The organism is Paraburkholderia sp. RAU6.4a (assembly GCF_050435625.1).
Lineage (GTDB): Bacteria > Pseudomonadota > Gammaproteobacteria > Burkholderiales > Burkholderiaceae > Paraburkholderia > Paraburkholderia tuberum.
In genome coordinates this window covers 4,104,914-4,119,728 of the sequence record NZ_JBNDKQ010000002.1, presented here as the reverse complement: position 1 = coordinate 4,119,728, position 14,815 = coordinate 4,104,914, and the positions used below count along the sequence as shown (strand labels likewise).

General features: G+C 64.2%; 14 protein-coding genes and 1 pseudogene. 4 read left to right on the top strand and 11 right to left on the bottom strand.

The genetic code is table 11. From position 1 onward, the window contains the following. Positions 1-52 precede the first annotated feature (52 nt). From OKW40_RS23785 to OKW40_RS23770, 4 genes are all read right to left on the bottom strand, one after another. Positions 53-1,630 (bottom strand): FAD-binding oxidoreductase, encoded by a 1,578-nt coding sequence (locus tag OKW40_RS23785; RefSeq protein WP_429491788.1) that lies wholly within the window; start codon positions 1,628-1,630, stop codon positions 53-55. A 96-nt stretch (positions 1,631-1,726) separates the two neighbouring features. Further along, complete coding sequence (locus OKW40_RS23780; RefSeq protein ID WP_429491786.1) at positions 1,727-2,635, bottom strand: anti-sigma factor family protein; 909 nt, start codon at positions 2,633-2,635, stop codon at positions 1,727-1,729. Beyond that, positions 2,635-3,195 (bottom strand): sigma-70 family RNA polymerase sigma factor, encoded by a 561-nt coding sequence (locus tag OKW40_RS23775; protein ID WP_429357042.1) that lies wholly within the window; start codon positions 3,193-3,195, stop codon positions 2,635-2,637. The genes OKW40_RS23780 and OKW40_RS23775 overlap by 1 nt, the downstream gene beginning before the upstream one ends. 26 nt (positions 3,196-3,221) lie before the next feature. Then, positions 3,222-3,359, bottom strand: coding sequence for a hypothetical protein (locus OKW40_RS23770; RefSeq protein WP_167368637.1), 138 nt, complete (start codon positions 3,357-3,359; stop codon positions 3,222-3,224). A gap of 437 nt (positions 3,360-3,796) precedes the next feature. Here OKW40_RS23770 and hfq point away from each other — a divergent pair, with 437 nt between their 5' ends. After that, a complete protein-coding gene (gene hfq / locus OKW40_RS23765) occupies positions 3,797-4,270 on the top strand; it encodes an RNA chaperone Hfq (RefSeq protein WP_184044097.1) in 474 nt (157 codons plus the stop codon). Positions 4,271-4,300: 30 nt separating this feature from the next. Here hfq and OKW40_RS23760 read toward each other — a convergent pair whose 3' ends face one another. Further along, entirely contained in the window at positions 4,301-4,528 is a 228-nt protein-coding gene (locus OKW40_RS23760; protein ID WP_429491784.1) for a hypothetical protein, read from the bottom strand. 192 nt (positions 4,529-4,720) lie between these two features. On the opposite strand from OKW40_RS23760, the gene OKW40_RS23755 reads away from it, so the two are divergent. After that, the gene (locus OKW40_RS23755) at positions 4,721-4,912 is read left to right on the top strand and encodes a hypothetical protein (RefSeq protein WP_090805694.1); all 192 of its coding nucleotides are present in this window, start codon (positions 4,721-4,723) and stop codon (positions 4,910-4,912) included. 241 nt (positions 4,913-5,153) lie between these two features. On the opposite strand, the gene OKW40_RS23750 is transcribed toward OKW40_RS23755, so the two are convergent. After that, the gene (locus tag OKW40_RS23750) at positions 5,154-5,870 is read right to left on the bottom strand and encodes a DUF2968 domain-containing protein (RefSeq protein ID WP_184066800.1); all 717 of its coding nucleotides are present in this window, start codon (positions 5,868-5,870) and stop codon (positions 5,154-5,156) included. Between the two features lie 205 nt (positions 5,871-6,075). On the opposite strand from OKW40_RS23750, the pseudogene OKW40_RS23745 reads away from it, so the two are divergent. Beyond that, a pseudogene (locus tag OKW40_RS23745) lies at positions 6,076-6,263 on the top strand (ShlB/FhaC/HecB family hemolysin secretion/activation protein); the annotation flags it as partial. A 201-nt stretch (positions 6,264-6,464) separates the two neighbouring features. Continuing rightward, positions 6,465-6,950, top strand: coding sequence for a DUF2147 domain-containing protein (locus OKW40_RS23740; protein ID WP_429491783.1), 486 nt, complete (start codon positions 6,465-6,467; stop codon positions 6,948-6,950). Positions 6,951-7,109: 159 nt separating this feature from the next. On the opposite strand, the gene OKW40_RS23735 is transcribed toward OKW40_RS23740, so the two are convergent. The 5 genes from OKW40_RS23735 to OKW40_RS23715 all read right to left on the bottom strand — a co-directional run bounded on the left by OKW40_RS23735 (position 7,110) and on the right by OKW40_RS23715 (position 14,712). Next, complete coding sequence (locus tag OKW40_RS23735) at positions 7,110-7,568, bottom strand: transposase (protein WP_429491781.1); 459 nt, start codon at positions 7,566-7,568, stop codon at positions 7,110-7,112. 99 nt (positions 7,569-7,667) lie between these two features. Next, on the bottom strand, positions 7,668-8,765 hold the full coding sequence (zapE, locus tag OKW40_RS23730) for a cell division protein ZapE (protein ID WP_090804139.1): 1,098 nt from the start codon (positions 8,763-8,765) through the stop codon (positions 7,668-7,670). 88 nt (positions 8,766-8,853) lie between these two features. Next, positions 8,854-10,296: a dihydrolipoyl dehydrogenase gene (lpdA, locus tag OKW40_RS23725; protein WP_429491779.1), complete on the bottom strand. Its 1,443-nt coding sequence runs from the start codon at positions 10,294-10,296 to the stop codon at positions 8,854-8,856. Positions 10,297-10,434: 138 nt separating this feature from the next. Next, complete coding sequence (odhB, locus tag OKW40_RS23720; RefSeq protein ID WP_184029896.1) at positions 10,435-11,709, bottom strand: 2-oxoglutarate dehydrogenase complex dihydrolipoyllysine-residue succinyltransferase; 1,275 nt, start codon at positions 11,707-11,709, stop codon at positions 10,435-10,437. Positions 11,710-11,850: 141 nt separating this feature from the next. Beyond that, the gene (locus OKW40_RS23715; protein WP_429357035.1) at positions 11,851-14,712 is read right to left on the bottom strand and encodes a 2-oxoglutarate dehydrogenase E1 component; all 2,862 of its coding nucleotides are present in this window, start codon (positions 14,710-14,712) and stop codon (positions 11,851-11,853) included. Positions 14,713-14,815: the final 103 nt, after the last annotated feature.

Genomic DNA, 14,815 nt, shown 5'->3' with positions numbered 1-14,815 from the left:
ACGTTCCGTTCTGTTTGCGCTTCGGTCTGCCGTGCGTGTCCGCACGCGTCGTTCACGTGTACCCCCGCCGGTCGCGCCATGCCGCCGGCCAGATGCCCTGCTTGCCCGGCGCGAGAATGCCGTTCGGATCGAGCGCATCCTTCAGCGTTTCGGCGAAGCGCAGCGACGCACCGTCGTTGAAGCTGTATTGCGCGGCCGCGAAATCCATGTACGCGAGATGCGCGCGATATTCACCGTAGCCGGCCGCGCGCGCGTCGCTCATCAGCGAGCGCAGCAGCGCGCCGGCCTGCTCCACCTGGTTCGCGTCGTCGCGATCGAAAATCGCCGCGAAAATATGATGCAGATGCCGCGCGCCCGCGGTGAAGCCACCGTAGTAGTCGAAGCCGTATTCGGCGGCGCGCGCTTTCACCATCGTGTACTGGCGCATCGCGTCGCGCCCGGTCGCCGGACAGATCGGCGCGAAGTCGACGTGCGCGCCCGCGCCGCCGCGCCAGTCGAGCATGCGAAACGCGGTCATCGCGGGAATGCCGGCCATGTTGCGATCGCCGCCGCCAGTCGGCTGAGCATCGCCCGCATAGCGCGCCGCCGTGAGCCGCGCCTCTGGCACCCGCGCGAACGCGCGCTCGATCAGCGCGTAGCGCGCATCGATCAACTCGGGCGTGCCGTACAGCGCGAAATGCAGGTTCCAGCGCCCGACGCCGAGTTTGTCGAGCATCGCCTGCACCGCGCTCCCGGGCATCGCGCCCGCGCCGTCGTACCACTGCCGGCGTGGCGACAGGCTCGCCGCGCGCCGCAATCCACCCTCGATCACCGCGTGATTGCGGATCGTGCCGTCGAGCCGCAACGGCCGCAGAATCTCGACGATCTCCTCCAGATCGGCCTCGCGACGAAACTGGATTTCGCCGAGCAGATACGCGGGCGGCGCGGGCATCAGCCACACGCCGAGTTTCGTCACGATGCCGTAGTTCGACTGCATGAACATCGCATCGAACGACGGCCCGTAGCCCGGCTGATAAAGCTGCCACGCAGTGCCGATCTCGACGCCGCCCATGCCGGTGCGCAGCACGTCGCCGTTGGCGAGCACGACCTCCATCCCGCATTGGGCCGCCGCGTGATCGCCGTAGTCGGTATAGCCGAAGCCGCGCTCCAGCGTGTTGCCGACCACGCTGCCCCAGCCGGCAGCCGGTGGATCGACCCACAGCTTGTAGCCCTTGTCGCGCAGATGCGCGTACAGATCGAAATAGCTGACGCCCGGTTCGACCAGCGCATAGGCGAGCGTTTCGTTGACTTCGAGGATGCGGTTCATGCGCTGCAAGTCGAGCACGACCGAGCCGCTGAGACGCGGCGCCGCGCCGCCGTACGCGAAGTTGCGCCCGGTCGACACGGTCCACAGCGGAATCCGGTACTGATTGGCGATGCGCAGCACCGCGCGGATTTCATCGACCGACGCGGGCAGCAGCGCGGCGCTCGCGACAAACGCCCCCGGCTCGCCAGGCGCGAACGGATCGACATAGGCGGCGAGGCCGGCGTCGGAACGCAGCACGTGCGCTTCACCGACGATCGCGCGCCAGCCGGCGAGCGCCCGGTCGAACTGCGCGGCGGACAGGTTGGGCGGCAGCGTCTGGGGCAAGGCGTCTCCTTGTCGGTCGGGCAACCCGCGGGTGCAGTCGCGCGGGCAGCTATGCGTGCGTCGCCGCTGACGGCCTTGACGACACGCTACCGCCCGCTACTGCTGCCACGTCTCGGGCTTACCACCGAGCTCGCTGCACACGTCGATCGCGATCTCGCGCAGCTTGCCTTCCGCGATCGCGCCAGACAGCGCGTAGCCCATGCCGTCGCTGATCCAGTAGAAGGTGCGGCGGTTGCCGTCGCGAAACAGACGGAACGCGGTTTCGTTGCGGGTGACGCCGGTCACGTACAGCGTCAGGCGCGCGCCGGTCTGGTTCTCGTACATGAACTGCGCAGCCGGCCCGGCCTCGCCGGGCAACAGCCGGCCGCCCACCAGCGAATAACCATACTCCTGCAGCGACGGCACCGACAGCGGACGATTCAGCCGCTTCGACAGCCAGGTGATCAGATGCTCCTCTTCGCTCGCGGCGACTTCGACCGGATGACGCCGCTCCGGCGAGTACACCGCATACGCGACATCCGCGCGCTGCGCAAAACCGGCCGGCTGTCCGCCGAAGCCGCTCCACGCGCCGCCGGTTAGCCGCGGCGCGAGCGGACCGAGGGCCAGCGCGAGCCCGGCGCCGGCCGCGAGCCAGCAGGCGGCGAGACCCGCGCGCTGCCACCACGGCCGCGTCCGACGCACGACGATAAAAGCCGGCTCCTCCGCCTCCGTGGGCTGGCTGCCTGCATAGCTTCGCTCGCCGGCTTCAGCGGTTTGCTGCCGATCGTCGGCCCGCTGCCCTGCTTGCGCTTGCCGCGCATCGCTGTCCGGCGCGCTGCACAGCGCCCGCAGCGCCGCCTTCTGCGCGCGCCACGCGGCCACGCGCGCGGTGGCCTGCGGATGCTGGCGAAGCTGCGTTTCGATCGCGGCGCGCTGCTCTTCCGGCAATTCGCCATCGACATAGGCCGACAGCGCGCGCAGATCGAGCTCGTCATGCAAGCCGGAATCGGAGTCGTCGTTGTTCATTATCGGTTTCTCACCACTTTCAGCGGCGCGACTTTATGCGCCGCCCGCGGCGCACGGGGCTGCGGTCCGTGCATCGGTCCTGGCGGCTCCTCGCACAGCAACGCGCGCATATGCTCGCGCGCCCGCGACAGCCGCGACATCACCGTACCGATCGGCACCCCCAGCGCGCTCGATGCCTGCTGGTACGACAGCTCCTCGACGCACACCAGCAGCAGCACCTCACGCTGCTCGAGCGGCAGGCAGTACAGCGCGCGCTGCACGTCGCGCAGCACCAGACCGTCGACCTCACCTTGCGGCGCCTCGAGATTGCGCCACGGCGCGCTTTCGTCGTCGACGGCGATCTCGCGGCGCCCGCGCAGCTGGTCGATGTACAGATGCCGCAGGATCGTCAGCAGCCACGCGCGCAGGTTGCTGTTCGGCCGGAATGCCGACCAGCGCGCAAGCGCGCGCTCCGCCGTATCCTGCACGAGATCGTCGGCCCAGGCGCGGTCGCCCGTCAGCGCGCGCGCATAGCGGCGCAGCTGGGGCAGCCACGCGATCACTTCCGCTTCGAATGTCACCCGGCGTGCCAGGCCCGGTCGCGGCGTTAGTAGCCGCCGCCGCTGCTGTTGCTGTTGTTGCTCGAACCCGACGCGGCGTTGTCGGTATCGGCCGCGTGCGCGAGGGAGCCGCACGCGAGCGCGAGCAGGACGAAGAGCGCTGACAGAATACGGGATGCTTTCATGGTGAGCCTCCTGGCAGATGCCCGGCACGCGATCGACCGACCGGCGCGGCGGGCGGCAGGCCGCGGAATGCGGTACTGCCATACTGGACTCAACGCCGCGATCGCGTGGTTTATTCCATCGCCGTCGTGGCGCTGTTTCGCTGCGCTGTTTCTCCGGGCTTTTCGCGGCGCTTCGACGCCGCCGCCGTGGTCGCGCAACATGCCCCTATGTTCTTCCTTTTCCGCCAACCATGCCGGCAATGCCTGGAGAGACCGGAAGTAGACGACATTGACCAGCAGATTCGTAACTCAACGTTACAGTCCCGCGTTATCGGATGCTTATGTGCTCACAAGTCGTTATAGTGGACAAAGTTCGCCCCGTCGACGCGTTCTGCCCCCGCATAGGGTAGAAAGGGTAAAATCGCGGCGAACCACCGTCTATCTAACCTGAATTGTCCATGGCTTCCGCAGAATCGCATCCGCAAAACGACTTCATGAACGCTGCGCGCAAGGAACGAAAGCGCGTCGAAATCTATCTGGTCAACGGCATCCGCCTGACCGGATGCATCGAGTCGTTCGATCAGTACCTGGTGATGCTGCGCACGCCGGTTGGCCTGCAAGGCATCTACAAGCGCGCGATCTCCACGATCCAGCTCGACACCGGCACGCGGCCGGCGCCGCGCACGGGCCGAACGTCGCATGGCGAACATGGCGCGCGCGGTCCCCATGGTTCGCGCGAACATCGCGAGCCGCGCGAAGGGCGTGAATCGTACGGCACGCCGTCGGCGGAACGCGCGCCGAGCGAGCGCAGCGGCAACTCCGAAGGTCCGGTGGTCGTCACGCGGCGGCGGCGTCTGTTTGGCACCGGCGGCGAAAGCGGCAATCATGGCGGCAACCACGGCGGCGGCAGCTCCGGCGGCAATCAGGAATAAATACGAAGAAGCTGTAGCGGCCGCGCCTCGCTACTCCGCGGACGAACCGAGGCGCCGCAGAATTTTCTCCAGTTGGGTCGGCTGACGCTCGGTCAGCTCGAATCTCCCCTTGACCGCCAGCACGCGGCGGCGCCAGTAGCCGGCGTCGAACAGGTGCAGCGCCGGTTGCCGCGTCGCCCAATCCAAGTGTTCCAGTTCGGCTTCCACGACGTGGGCTGCGAGCACTCGTCGCGAGCCCGCCGGCTTTTTCCCGTTCATCTGGTTCGCTGTGTGATGGATCGATGGAGGTGTCGTTCGCGGCTCGAGCGCGGCTCAAGCGCGGCTCGAGCGCGGCCGGGACACTCGGTGCCGGCCAGCTTTAAACGACGCGCCTGCGCCATCTCGCGGTCGTTCGCCGATAGCCGCGATGCGCTATGCTGAATGATCGACCCTCTACCGATGGAGCGCGCCATGACCAGCAAAAACCAGCATGCCTCCCGACCGGCGCGCACGCGCCGGACGCCCCCGACGTCCGCCGATACGCGGCTCGACGAAGCGCTGATGGAAAGCTTTCCCGCCAGCGATCCGATCGCCGTCGACGTGACGCAGCCGCCTCGCGAACGGATGCGCAAAACGCAAGCGGATACGCGCAAGCGGCATTGAAGTCGCGCCGTCTTGCGTCGTACGACGGCGGCGCACAACGACGCGGCAACGAGCCGTCAGGGCTCGCGAAAAATGCCGAGTGCAAATGCCGAAAAGCCCGGCGGTAAAAGTGCGATGCGCGGGCTGGCGGGGTATGGAAAGCACCGCTCAAACATAACAACGGTAACGCCCGCGGACGAGCCGGACGGCGCACCGATTTCCGCGCCGTCCCGCCACTCCACCCAGGCTCACACCGTCGTGCTCAATGCACCGGCAAGCCGCTATTGAGCTGACGCTGCAGGTCGCGCACCTGGCGCTGGGCGACGCGCAACTGATCCTGCGCGGCGGCCTTCTGCTGCGCCAGTTCGGTCGCCTCGGCGCGCTTCTGCTCCTGCTGGCTCGCGACGATGCTTTGCTGCTGACGCGCGACGTCGAGGTCGGCCTGCAGCCGGCTCGCGCGTTCCTGCGACAGCGCGACCATGCGCTGCGTGAACGCCTTCTGCGCTTCGAGTTGCGTACGGCGGATCTCGATGTCCGACAGTTGCATCGTCTGCCGCGCGAAATCCTTGTAGATCAGCTCGGCGCGCGCGGCGTCCTGCGACTTGATCACGCGCCAGAAGTTTTTCTGCTGGAACAGCGCGACGTAGTAGGTCATCTCCTTGCCGTAGAACAGCAGGCTCGCGCCATAGCTGCCGTTATACGTGGTGCGCAATTCGCTCAGATCCGGGCCGTGGATCATCTGCTGCAATTCAGCCACGTTCCCGGTGGCGGATTGCCGGTTTTCATCCGGCGTCAGTGCAGTGGTTTCCGCCTGGCCGGCCTGCGAGGTGTCGGGCAACGCACTCGTCGTACCCGGCTGGGACACGACCGTACCGCTCGCACCACTGTTCTGCAGAGCCTGTGCATTCGCGCCCTGAAGGGCCCCCAATACGATGCATGCGGCCAGAGCAATCTCTCGTAGCTTCGACTTTCGGTCCATGTGATACCTGTTGAACAGATTTTGTTTTAGTAGAAAACGGGGAATTATTACTCACTTTGGCGGCTTTCGGGCTCTTCGTCGAAAATATGGTACTTGCGCGTTTGCTTCTATAACAGGCACAAGCGTAGTCCCGCCTCACCGGCGCAGCGGTAGACGACGATCCGTTCGATTCCCTGCCGCTGATCGCTCGTCGGCGAGGACATGCCATGAGCCGGGCGATGCGTCGGGCGATTCCGGCTGGGGCGCGACGGTCGAGGCCAACCGGCCGATCACGCTCGGCTTCACATATGCGCACTGCTACAGCCTCGATGTGTCCGTCGGAAAAGCGCTCGGTGATGCGCCGCATCGCACAGTCCGCGCATCAACGCGAGGTTCTGCTACCAGCTGAATTGACACGCTTCAGAAGTGCCGCGAGCGGATTAGAAGCTCCACTATCAAACGACACATGCACTTTCGCGTATTCTGCGCTGACGCTGCAAACGGCACACCGCTGGCATCGTTCCGCATCGCGAGGGCCGGTACCGCACATCCGACCACGATGCCCATAACGCCGCGCGACCATGATCGCGCTGTCTCATATCAAGGAGGAAGGCAATGACGCAATTCACTCGACGTGCCGGCGCGCTTGCGCTGCGCACCGCCCGTCACGCCGCGCTCGCCGGCGCCCTGCTCGCCAGCGCCGTGACCGCGATGGCGCAGACCGATACACCGATCGGCACGTGGCAAACCATCGACGATCACACGGGCCAGCCGAAGGCGCTCGTGCAGATCACACAAGACAGCAATGGCGAACTGAACGGCAAGGTTATCAAGGGTCTCGGCGCGAACGACCAGCCGGATCGCCGTTGCACCGAATGCACCGACGCGCGCAAGGATCAACCGGTCCTCGGCATGACCATCATCAACAGCATGAAGAAGGATGGCGACGCATGGGATCACGGCCAGATTCTCGATCCTGAAAACGGCAAGGTCTACAAATGCAAGATGCATCTCGAGGACGACGGCAACAAGCTCGTGGTGCGTGGCTACATTGGGGTCGCGCTGCTTGGCCGCTCGCAAACGTGGATACGGCAGCAATGAGGGTCGACGTGCGGCGCATGCGTGGCGCCTGGCACGTCGCCTGAATGTGCGCATGATGCTGCAACGATGCGCGCTCTGCGTCAGGAGGTGCAACATAAAAAACGGCCGGCGATCAAGAATCGCGCGGCCGTTTTCATTGGGGCAAGCTGTTTGCGATGCTCATGCTGCCTGCTTGAGCGGTGCAGCGTAAGCGATCGGCGACGCCGGCACCGACGTGGCCGGTACCGGATCGTATGCGGCGGCCGGAATACGAAACGCCGCGGGCACGCGCTTGGACGCGGCGCGCTTGTGCCGCACGCTCGCGTGCGTGCGCATACGCGCTTCCATCAATCTGCAGAAATCTTCGCTCGCGGTGCCGAGCAGTTGCTCCGTGACGTGCTTGAGCACGCCCAATTCGTACCACGACTTGAAGCGGCGATGACAGGTCTGATATGACGGGTAGCGGCGCGGCATTTTGGACCAGGTGGCGCCGTTATACATGACCCAAAGCACGCCGTTGAGCACCGAGCGGGTATCGGCAAGTGGACGGCCACGCATTTCGGTACGCGGCCGGAGTTCGGGCAGCAGTGGCGCAACGCGCTGCCATTCTTCATCGGTGATTTCGCGATACGGGTACATGCTTCCTCCTTTGTCAGAACAACGACAAAAGATAGCCAGTCATCCGTGCGCGGAATATCAGACCACTCCGAATCCTGAAAATATGTCGTGCGCGGTAGCTCAGGTTAGGGACGTGTCGACGATCCGGCGCGGCGTGTCGAGATACTCCTTCGACTGCATCTCGACGATGCGCGACACCGTACGCGTGAATTCATTAGCCATCGGACCGTCGACGTACAACTGCTCCGGCGGCACCGCAGCCGACATCAACAGCTTGACCTTGTGGTCGTAAAACACGTCGATGAGCCACGTGAAGCGGCGCGCTTCCGACGCCATGCGCACCGACATCTGCGGCACGTCCGACAGGATCACCGCGTGAAAGCGGGTCGCGAGTTCGAGGTAGTCGTTCTGCGAGCGCGGGCCCCCGCACAGCGTCGCGAAGTCGAACCAGACCACGCCATCCGCGCGGCGCAGCGCCTTCAGCTCGCGCTTCTCGATATGCAGCAGCGGGCTTTCGTCGGGCACCGCGGCGAGGCGCGCGAAGGCGTCGCGCAGCGCCTTGCCGGCGGCGGCGTCCAGTGGCGTGTGATAGACCTCCACCTGCGCGAGCGTGCGCTGGCGATAATCGATCCCCGCGTCGACGTTGATCACGTCGAGCTTCTGCTTGATCAGTTCGATCGCGGGCAGCATGCGGTCGCGATGCAGGCCGTCCGGGTACAGCGTGTCGGGCGCGTAGTTTGACGTCATCACGAACTGCACGCCGTTCTCGAACAGCTTGTCGAGCAGGCGATACAGGATCATCGCGTCGGCGATATCCGAGACGTGGAATTCGTCGAAACAGATCAGCCTATAGCGCTTCGCAATGCGGCGCGCGAGTTCGTCGAGCGGATCGGCCCGGCCTTTGAGTTCTTCAAGCTCGCGATGCACTTCGCGCATGAACTCGTGGAAGTGCAGACGGGTTTTGCGATGCAACGGCACGATCATGTAGAAGCTGTCCATCAGGAAGCTCTTGCCGCGGCCCACGCCGCCCCACATGTACACGCCGCGCGGCAGATCGGGGTGAATGATCAGCTTTCTGAACGCGTTCGAGCGGCGCGACTTGTATGCGACCCACTCTTCATAGCACCGCTGCAGGCGGTCGACCGCCGCGCGCTGCGCCGGATCGGATTGATAACCGCGCGTCTGCAGTTCTTTTTCGTAGTATTCGGTGACGTTCATCGTGTTGCTGCAAAAAGAAAGGCGGGAGGGATTGAACCCCGCCCGCCTTTGGTGATGCCAAGGTTGCGTTTCGCTCAGGCGTGCGTACTTACATGTTCAGCGCGCGCTTGTCGACGGCGAGTGCCGCTTCGCGCATGACTTCCGACAGCGACGGGTGCGGATGGCAAATACGGCCGATGTCTTCCGACGCCGCCTTGAACTCCATCGCCACCACGGCTTCCGCGATCAGGTCCGATGCGTTCGCCGAGATGATGTGCACGCCGAGCAGTTCGTCGGTCGTCGCGTCGGCGATCATCTTGACGAAACCGTCCGCCTTGTTGATGCCGAGCGCGCGGCCGTTCGCCATGAACGGGAACTGGCCGGTCTTGATCTCGCGGCCTTCCGCTTTCAGTTGCTGCTCCGTCTTGCCGACCCATGCGATTTCCGGTTCGGTGTAGATCACCCACGGAATGCAGTTGTAGTCGATGTGCGGCTTCTGACCGTCGATCACTTCGGCAACCAGCACGCCCTCGTCCTCAGCCTTGTGCGCGAGCATCGGGCCACGCACCACGTCACCGATCGCGTACACGTTCGGCACGGCCGTCGCGCAGTGGTCGTCCACGTCGATGAAGCCGCGCTCGTTGGCCTTCAGGCCGATCGCTTCGAGGCCGAGGTTGTCGGTGTTCGGCACGCGGCCGACCGACACGACCAGGCGGTCGGCTTCGAGCGTCTGCGCGTTGCCGTCCTTGTCCGTGTAGGCGATCGTCACGCCGTTTTCGCTCGTCTTCACTTCGCCGACCTTCACGCCGACTTGGATGTCGAGACCTTGCTTCTTGAACTGCTTGGCCGCTTCCTTCGACAGCGCCTGGTCAGCCACGCCGAGGAATTCCGGCAGCGCTTCGAGCACGGTCACGTCCGCGCCGAGGCGGCGCCACACCGAGCCGAGTTCCAGACCGATCACGCCTGCGCCGATCACGGCGAGCTTCTTCGGTGCCGTGTCGAACGACAGTGCGCCTTCGTTGTCGGCGATCAGCTTGTTGTCGACCGGAATGCCCGGCAGATGACGCGCCTTCGAACCCGTTGCGATGATCACGTTCTTCGCCGTGACGACTTCGCTGCTTGCACCATCTTCGCCTTCGCCGCTCACTTCGATCTGCACGCCGGCGTCCGTCTTGCCGGTGAACTTGCCATGGCCCTTGAGCCACGTGATCTTGTTCTTGCGGAACAGGAATTCGATGCCCTTGGTCATCTTCTCGACGATGCCGTCCTTGCGGCCCATCATCTTCGAGATATCGACCGAAACGTTTTCCACCGAGATGCCGTGGTCGGCAAGGTGATGCGACGCGTTCTCGAACTCTTCCGACGAAGCGAGCAGCGCCTTCGACGGAATGCAGCCGACGTTCAGGCAGGTGCCGCCGAGCTTCAGCGTGCCGGCCGGGTTCTTCCACTTTTCGATACATGCGACGGTCTTGCCGAGCTGCGCTGCGCGGATGGCGGCGATATAACCGCCAGGGCCTGCGCCGATCACGACGACGTCAAATTCTTTGGACATGACAATCCCTTTGATGGCGGAACGGCGCCGGGCCACTCGAGGTGGCGCGCGCCGTTCCTGTACTGCGGAATGCTAAAGACGTGCTACGGATGACGCCGGCCCGCGCAAACCACGGGCCGGCGTCGGTGGAACGTGCGCTTACAGGTCGAGCAGCAGGCGAGCCGGATCTTCCAGCGCATCCTTCATCGCGACCAGCGACAGCACTGCTTCGCGGCCGTCGATGATACGGTGGTCGTACGACAGCGCGAGGTAGTTCATCGGGCGGATCACGATCTGGCCGTTTTCGACCACTGCGCGTTCCTTGGTGGCGTGCACGCCGAGAATCGCGGACTGCGGCGGGTTGATGATCGGGGTGGACAGCATCGAGCCGAACACGCCGCCGTTCGAGATCGAGAACGTACCGCCGGTCATTTCTTCGATGGACAGCTTGCCGTCCTTCGCCTTCTGGCCAAATTCGGCGATCTTCTTCTCGATGTCGGCGAGGCTCAGCTGATCTGCATTGCGCAGGATCGGCACCACCAGACCGCGCGGCGAACCGACAGCGATACCGATGTCGAAGTAGCCGTGGTAGACGATGTCGTTACCGTCGATCGACGCGTTCACGAGCGGGAACTTCTTCAGCGCGTGAACAGCCGCCTTCACGAAGAACGACATGAAGCCGAGCTTCACGCCGTGTTCCTTCTCGAACTTGTCCTTGTACTTGTTGCGCAGCTCCATGACCGGCGCCATGTTCACTTCGTTGAACGTCGTGAGGATGGCGTTGGTTTGCTGCGACTCGAGCAGACGCTCGGCGATACGAGCACGCAGACGCGACATCGGCACGCGCTGTTCCGGACGGTCCTTCAGCCATTGATCGGCCGATGCCGGGGCCTTGACGTCCGGCAGCGACGGCTTCGCAGCCTTCGGTGCGGCAGCCGGAGCCGGTGCAGCCTTGGCAGCCGGAGCAGCCTGGCCGGCGACGAGCACGTCGCCCTTCGTGATACGGCCGTCGCGGCCGGTGCCGGCGACGTCGCCCGCAGCCAGACCCTTCTCTGCCATCAGCTTGCCGGCAGCCGGCGAAGCAGCGGTGTTCGACCCCGTTGCGACAGCGGCCTGAGCCGCCGGTGCGGGAGCCGCGGCAGCGACCGGAGCCGGCTTCACTTCGGCTTCGACAGCGGCGGCGCCTGCGGTGCCTTCCGTGTCGATCTTCGCGATCACCTGCTCAGCCGTGACCGTGTCGCCGTCGTTCGAAATGACTTGCGCGAGCACGCCTGCTGCCGGTGCCGGCACTTCGAGCACGACCTTGTCGGTCTCGATTTCGATGAGGATTTCGTCCTGAGCGACAGCCTCGCCGGGCTTCTTCTTCCACTGCAGCATGGTTGCCTCCGAGACCGACTCGGAGAGCTGGGGAACCTTGACTTCAACAATAGCCATTATGAGTATCCTGAATACGTATCGGGTGACGGCGCTTCTTCACGACCGCCTGCGAACCGTGAACGCCGCGCCTGAACCTCATGGGAAACGTTCGGCGCGGCGCGGGAAAGCGCACTGCGCTTTCCCGGCTCGTCTGTTTCTTTATTTAGCGATCGACGCGCTCTTGAGACGGCCGAAAGCGCCTTCGATCAGCGCCTTCTGCTGCTCGTAGTGCTTCGCGTAGTAGCCGACTGCAGGCGAAGCCGAAGCCGGACGGCCGCTGTACGCCAGCTTCTGCCCTTCCTTCATGCCTTCCTTCAGATGGTGCTCGATGTAGAACCACGGGCCCTGATTCTGCGGCTCGTCCTGCACCCACACCACTTCGGTTGCGTTGTCGTACTTCTTCATTTCCGCTTCAAACTGCTTGTGCGCGAACGGATAGAGCTGTTCGATACGGATGATCGCAACGTCGTTCACCTTCGCTTCGCGGCGATGCGCGACCAGGTCGTAGTACACGCGGCCCGAGCAGGCCAGCACGCGCTTGACCTTCTTCGCGTCGATGGTTTCGTCCACTTCGCCGATGACCGGCTGGAACGAACCCTTCGCGAGTTCCGACAGATCCGACACGGCTTCCTTGTGACGCAGCAACGACTTCGGCGTCGCGACGATCAGCGGCTTGCGGAATAGGCGGATCATCTGGCGACGCAGCAGGTGGAAGACCTGCGCCGGCGTGGTCGGCTGAACGACCTGCATGTTGTGGTCTGCGCACAGTTGCAGGAAACGCTCGATACGCGCCGACGAGTGCTCCGGACCCTGGCCTTCGTAGCCGTGCGGCAGCAGCATGGTCAGGCCCGACACGCGGCCCCACTTCACTTCGCCCGACGAGATGAACTGGTCGATCACGACTTGCGCGCCATTCACGAAGTCGCCGAACTGCGCTTCCCACGCGACGAACGTGTTCGGTTCAGCGGTCGAGTAACCGTATTCGAAGCCGAGCACCGCTTCTTCCGACAGCACCGAGTCGATCACCGTGAACTTCGCCTGACCTTCGGCGATGTTCTGCAGCGGCACGTAGGTGCCGTCGTTCCAGCGCTCGCGGTTCTGGTCGTGCAGCACTGCGTGACGGTGCGTGAACGTGCCGCGGCCCGAATCCTGACCGGTCAGACGAACTGCGTAGCCCGAAGCGACCAGCGATGCGAACGCGAGGTGCTCGCCCATGCCCCAGTCGAGCTTCGCTTCGCCGCGGCCCATGGCGCGACGGTCGTTGATCACGCGCTCGACGAGCGGGTGAACCTTGAAGTTTTCCGGAATCGTGGTGATGCGTTCGGCGAGGCGCTTCAGTTCCGCGAGCGGCACGGCCGTGTCGGCCGCGTCGGTCCACTTGCGGTTCAGGAACGGCACCCAGTCCACCGCGTACTTGCTCTTGTAGTTCGAGAGCACCGGGTCGACCGTGTGGTGGCCCTCGTCCATCGCCCTGCGATAAGCCTTGACGAATTCCTCGCCATCCTCGGCCTTGATGACGCCCTGCTGAACGAGCTTTTCAGCGTACAGCGCGCGCGTGCCGGGGTGCTTCGAAATCGTCTTGTACATCAGCGGCTGCGTGACCGCCGGGGTGTCCTGCTCGTTGTGGCCCAGCTTGCGGAAGCAGACGATGTCGACGACGACGTCCTTGTGGAACTGCATGCGGAAGTCGATCGCCATCTGGGTGGCCAGCACGACCGCTTCGGGATCGTCACCGTTCACGTGCAGCACCGGCGCTTCGATCATCTTGACGACGTCCGAGCAGTACAACGTGGAGCGCGAGTCGCGCGGGTCCGACGTCGTGAAGCCGATCTGGTTGTTGATGACGATGTGCAGCGTGCCGTGCGTGCCGTAACCGCGCGTTTGCGCGAGGTTCAGCGTTTCCATCACGACGCCCTGGCCGGCGAAAGCCGCGTCGCCGTGGATCTGCACCGGCAGCACCTGAACGCCGTTTTCGTCGCCGCGACGGTCCATACGCGCCTTCGCCGAGCCCTCGACCACCGGGTTGACGATTTCGAGGTGCGACGGGTTGAACGCGAGCGACAGGTGAACCGGGCCGCCTTCCGTCGCGACGTCCGACGAGAAGCCCTTGTGATACTTCACGTCGCCAGCCGGCAGATCATCGACGTGCTTGCCTTCGAATTCGGCGAACAGGTCTGCCGGCATCTTGCCGAGCGTATTGACCAGCACGTTCAAACGGCCACGGTGAGCCATCGCGATGACGATTTCCTGAACGCCGCGCAGACCGCCGTGACGCACGACTTCGTCCATCGCCGCGATGAAGCTCTCGCCGCCTTCGAGCGAGAAGCGTTTCTGGCCGACGTACTTGGTGTGCAGGAAACGCTCGAGGCCTTCGGCGGCCGTCAGGCGATTCAGGATGTGCTTCTTCTTGTCGTTGTTGAAGCTCGGCGTCGAACGGATCGATTCGAGGCGTTCCTTCCACCAGCGCTTCTGCTCCGGATCGCTGATGTACATGTACTCGGCGCCGATCGTGCCGCAGTACGTGTCGCGCAGGGCTTTGACGATCTCGCGCAGCGTCGCGCGCTCGAACCCGAAGTACAGATTCGTTGCGCTGAACTCCTGGTCCATGTCGGCTTCGGTGAAGTCGTAGAACGCGGGTTCAAGTTCGGGGATCGCGGGACGCTCGCGGCGCTTCAGAGGATCGAGATTGGCCCATTGCGAGCCGAGGAAGCGATATGCGCCGATGAGGGACTGGACGTAAACCTGTTTGCGGGCGGTTGCGAGATCTTCGCCGCCGACCGTTGCGCGCGGCAGGAAGGCATTGGCCTTGGCGCGCTGGGCAAACGATTCGACGATCGGGCCATGGGCCACGTCGTTGGCGTTGCTGCCGTCCGATGCGGGCACGTTCTGCAACGCATCGAAATAGCTGCGCCAGGTCTCGGGCACTGACGCCGGATTATCGAGATACGCTTCGTACATTTCTTCAACGTACGGAGCATTGCCGCCGAACAGATAAGAGTTCGACTGGAATTGCTTCATCATTTTTACGCTCACCTTTCTTCGAGTTTCTCGAGAAATAGGCGGGTTACCGAACCTTCCGCGACACGGCCTGACCGTTTAGCGGATTGCGCGAATCAAGTCTTGC

Bases quoted from the DNA above. Each gene is read 5' to 3' on its own strand.
- OKW40_RS23770 (WP_167368637.1), bottom strand. From the start codon at position 3,359: ATGAAAGCATCCCGTATTCTGTCAGCGCTCTTCGTCCTGCTCGCGCTC.
- OKW40_RS23780 (WP_429491786.1), bottom strand. From the start codon at position 2,635: ATGAACAACGACGACTCCGATTCCGGCTTGCATGACGAGCTCGATCTG.
- OKW40_RS23740 (WP_429491783.1), top strand. From the start codon at position 6,465: ATGACGCAATTCACTCGACGTGCCGGCGCGCTTGCGCTGCGCACCGCC.
- OKW40_RS23760 (WP_429491784.1), bottom strand. From the start codon at position 4,528: ATGAACGGGAAAAAGCCGGCGGGCTCGCGACGAGTGCTCGCAGCCCAC.
- OKW40_RS23750 (WP_184066800.1), bottom strand. From the start codon at position 5,870: ATGGACCGAAAGTCGAAGCTACGAGAGATTGCTCTGGCCGCATGCATC.
- odhB (WP_184029896.1), bottom strand. From the start codon at position 11,709: ATGGCTATTGTTGAAGTCAAGGTTCCCCAGCTCTCCGAGTCGGTCTCG.
- OKW40_RS23755 (WP_090805694.1), top strand. From the start codon at position 4,721: ATGACCAGCAAAAACCAGCATGCCTCCCGACCGGCGCGCACGCGCCGG.
- lpdA (WP_429491779.1), bottom strand. From the start codon at position 10,296: ATGTCCAAAGAATTTGACGTCGTCGTGATCGGCGCAGGCCCTGGCGGT.
- OKW40_RS23715 (WP_429357035.1), bottom strand. From the start codon at position 14,712: ATGATGAAGCAATTCCAGTCGAACTCTTATCTGTTCGGCGGCAATGCT.
- OKW40_RS23735 (WP_429491781.1), bottom strand. From the start codon at position 7,568: ATGTACCCGTATCGCGAAATCACCGATGAAGAATGGCAGCGCGTTGCG.
- zapE (WP_090804139.1), bottom strand. From the start codon at position 8,765: ATGAACGTCACCGAATACTACGAAAAAGAACTGCAGACGCGCGGTTAT.
- hfq (WP_184044097.1), top strand. From the start codon at position 3,797: ATGGCTTCCGCAGAATCGCATCCGCAAAACGACTTCATGAACGCTGCG.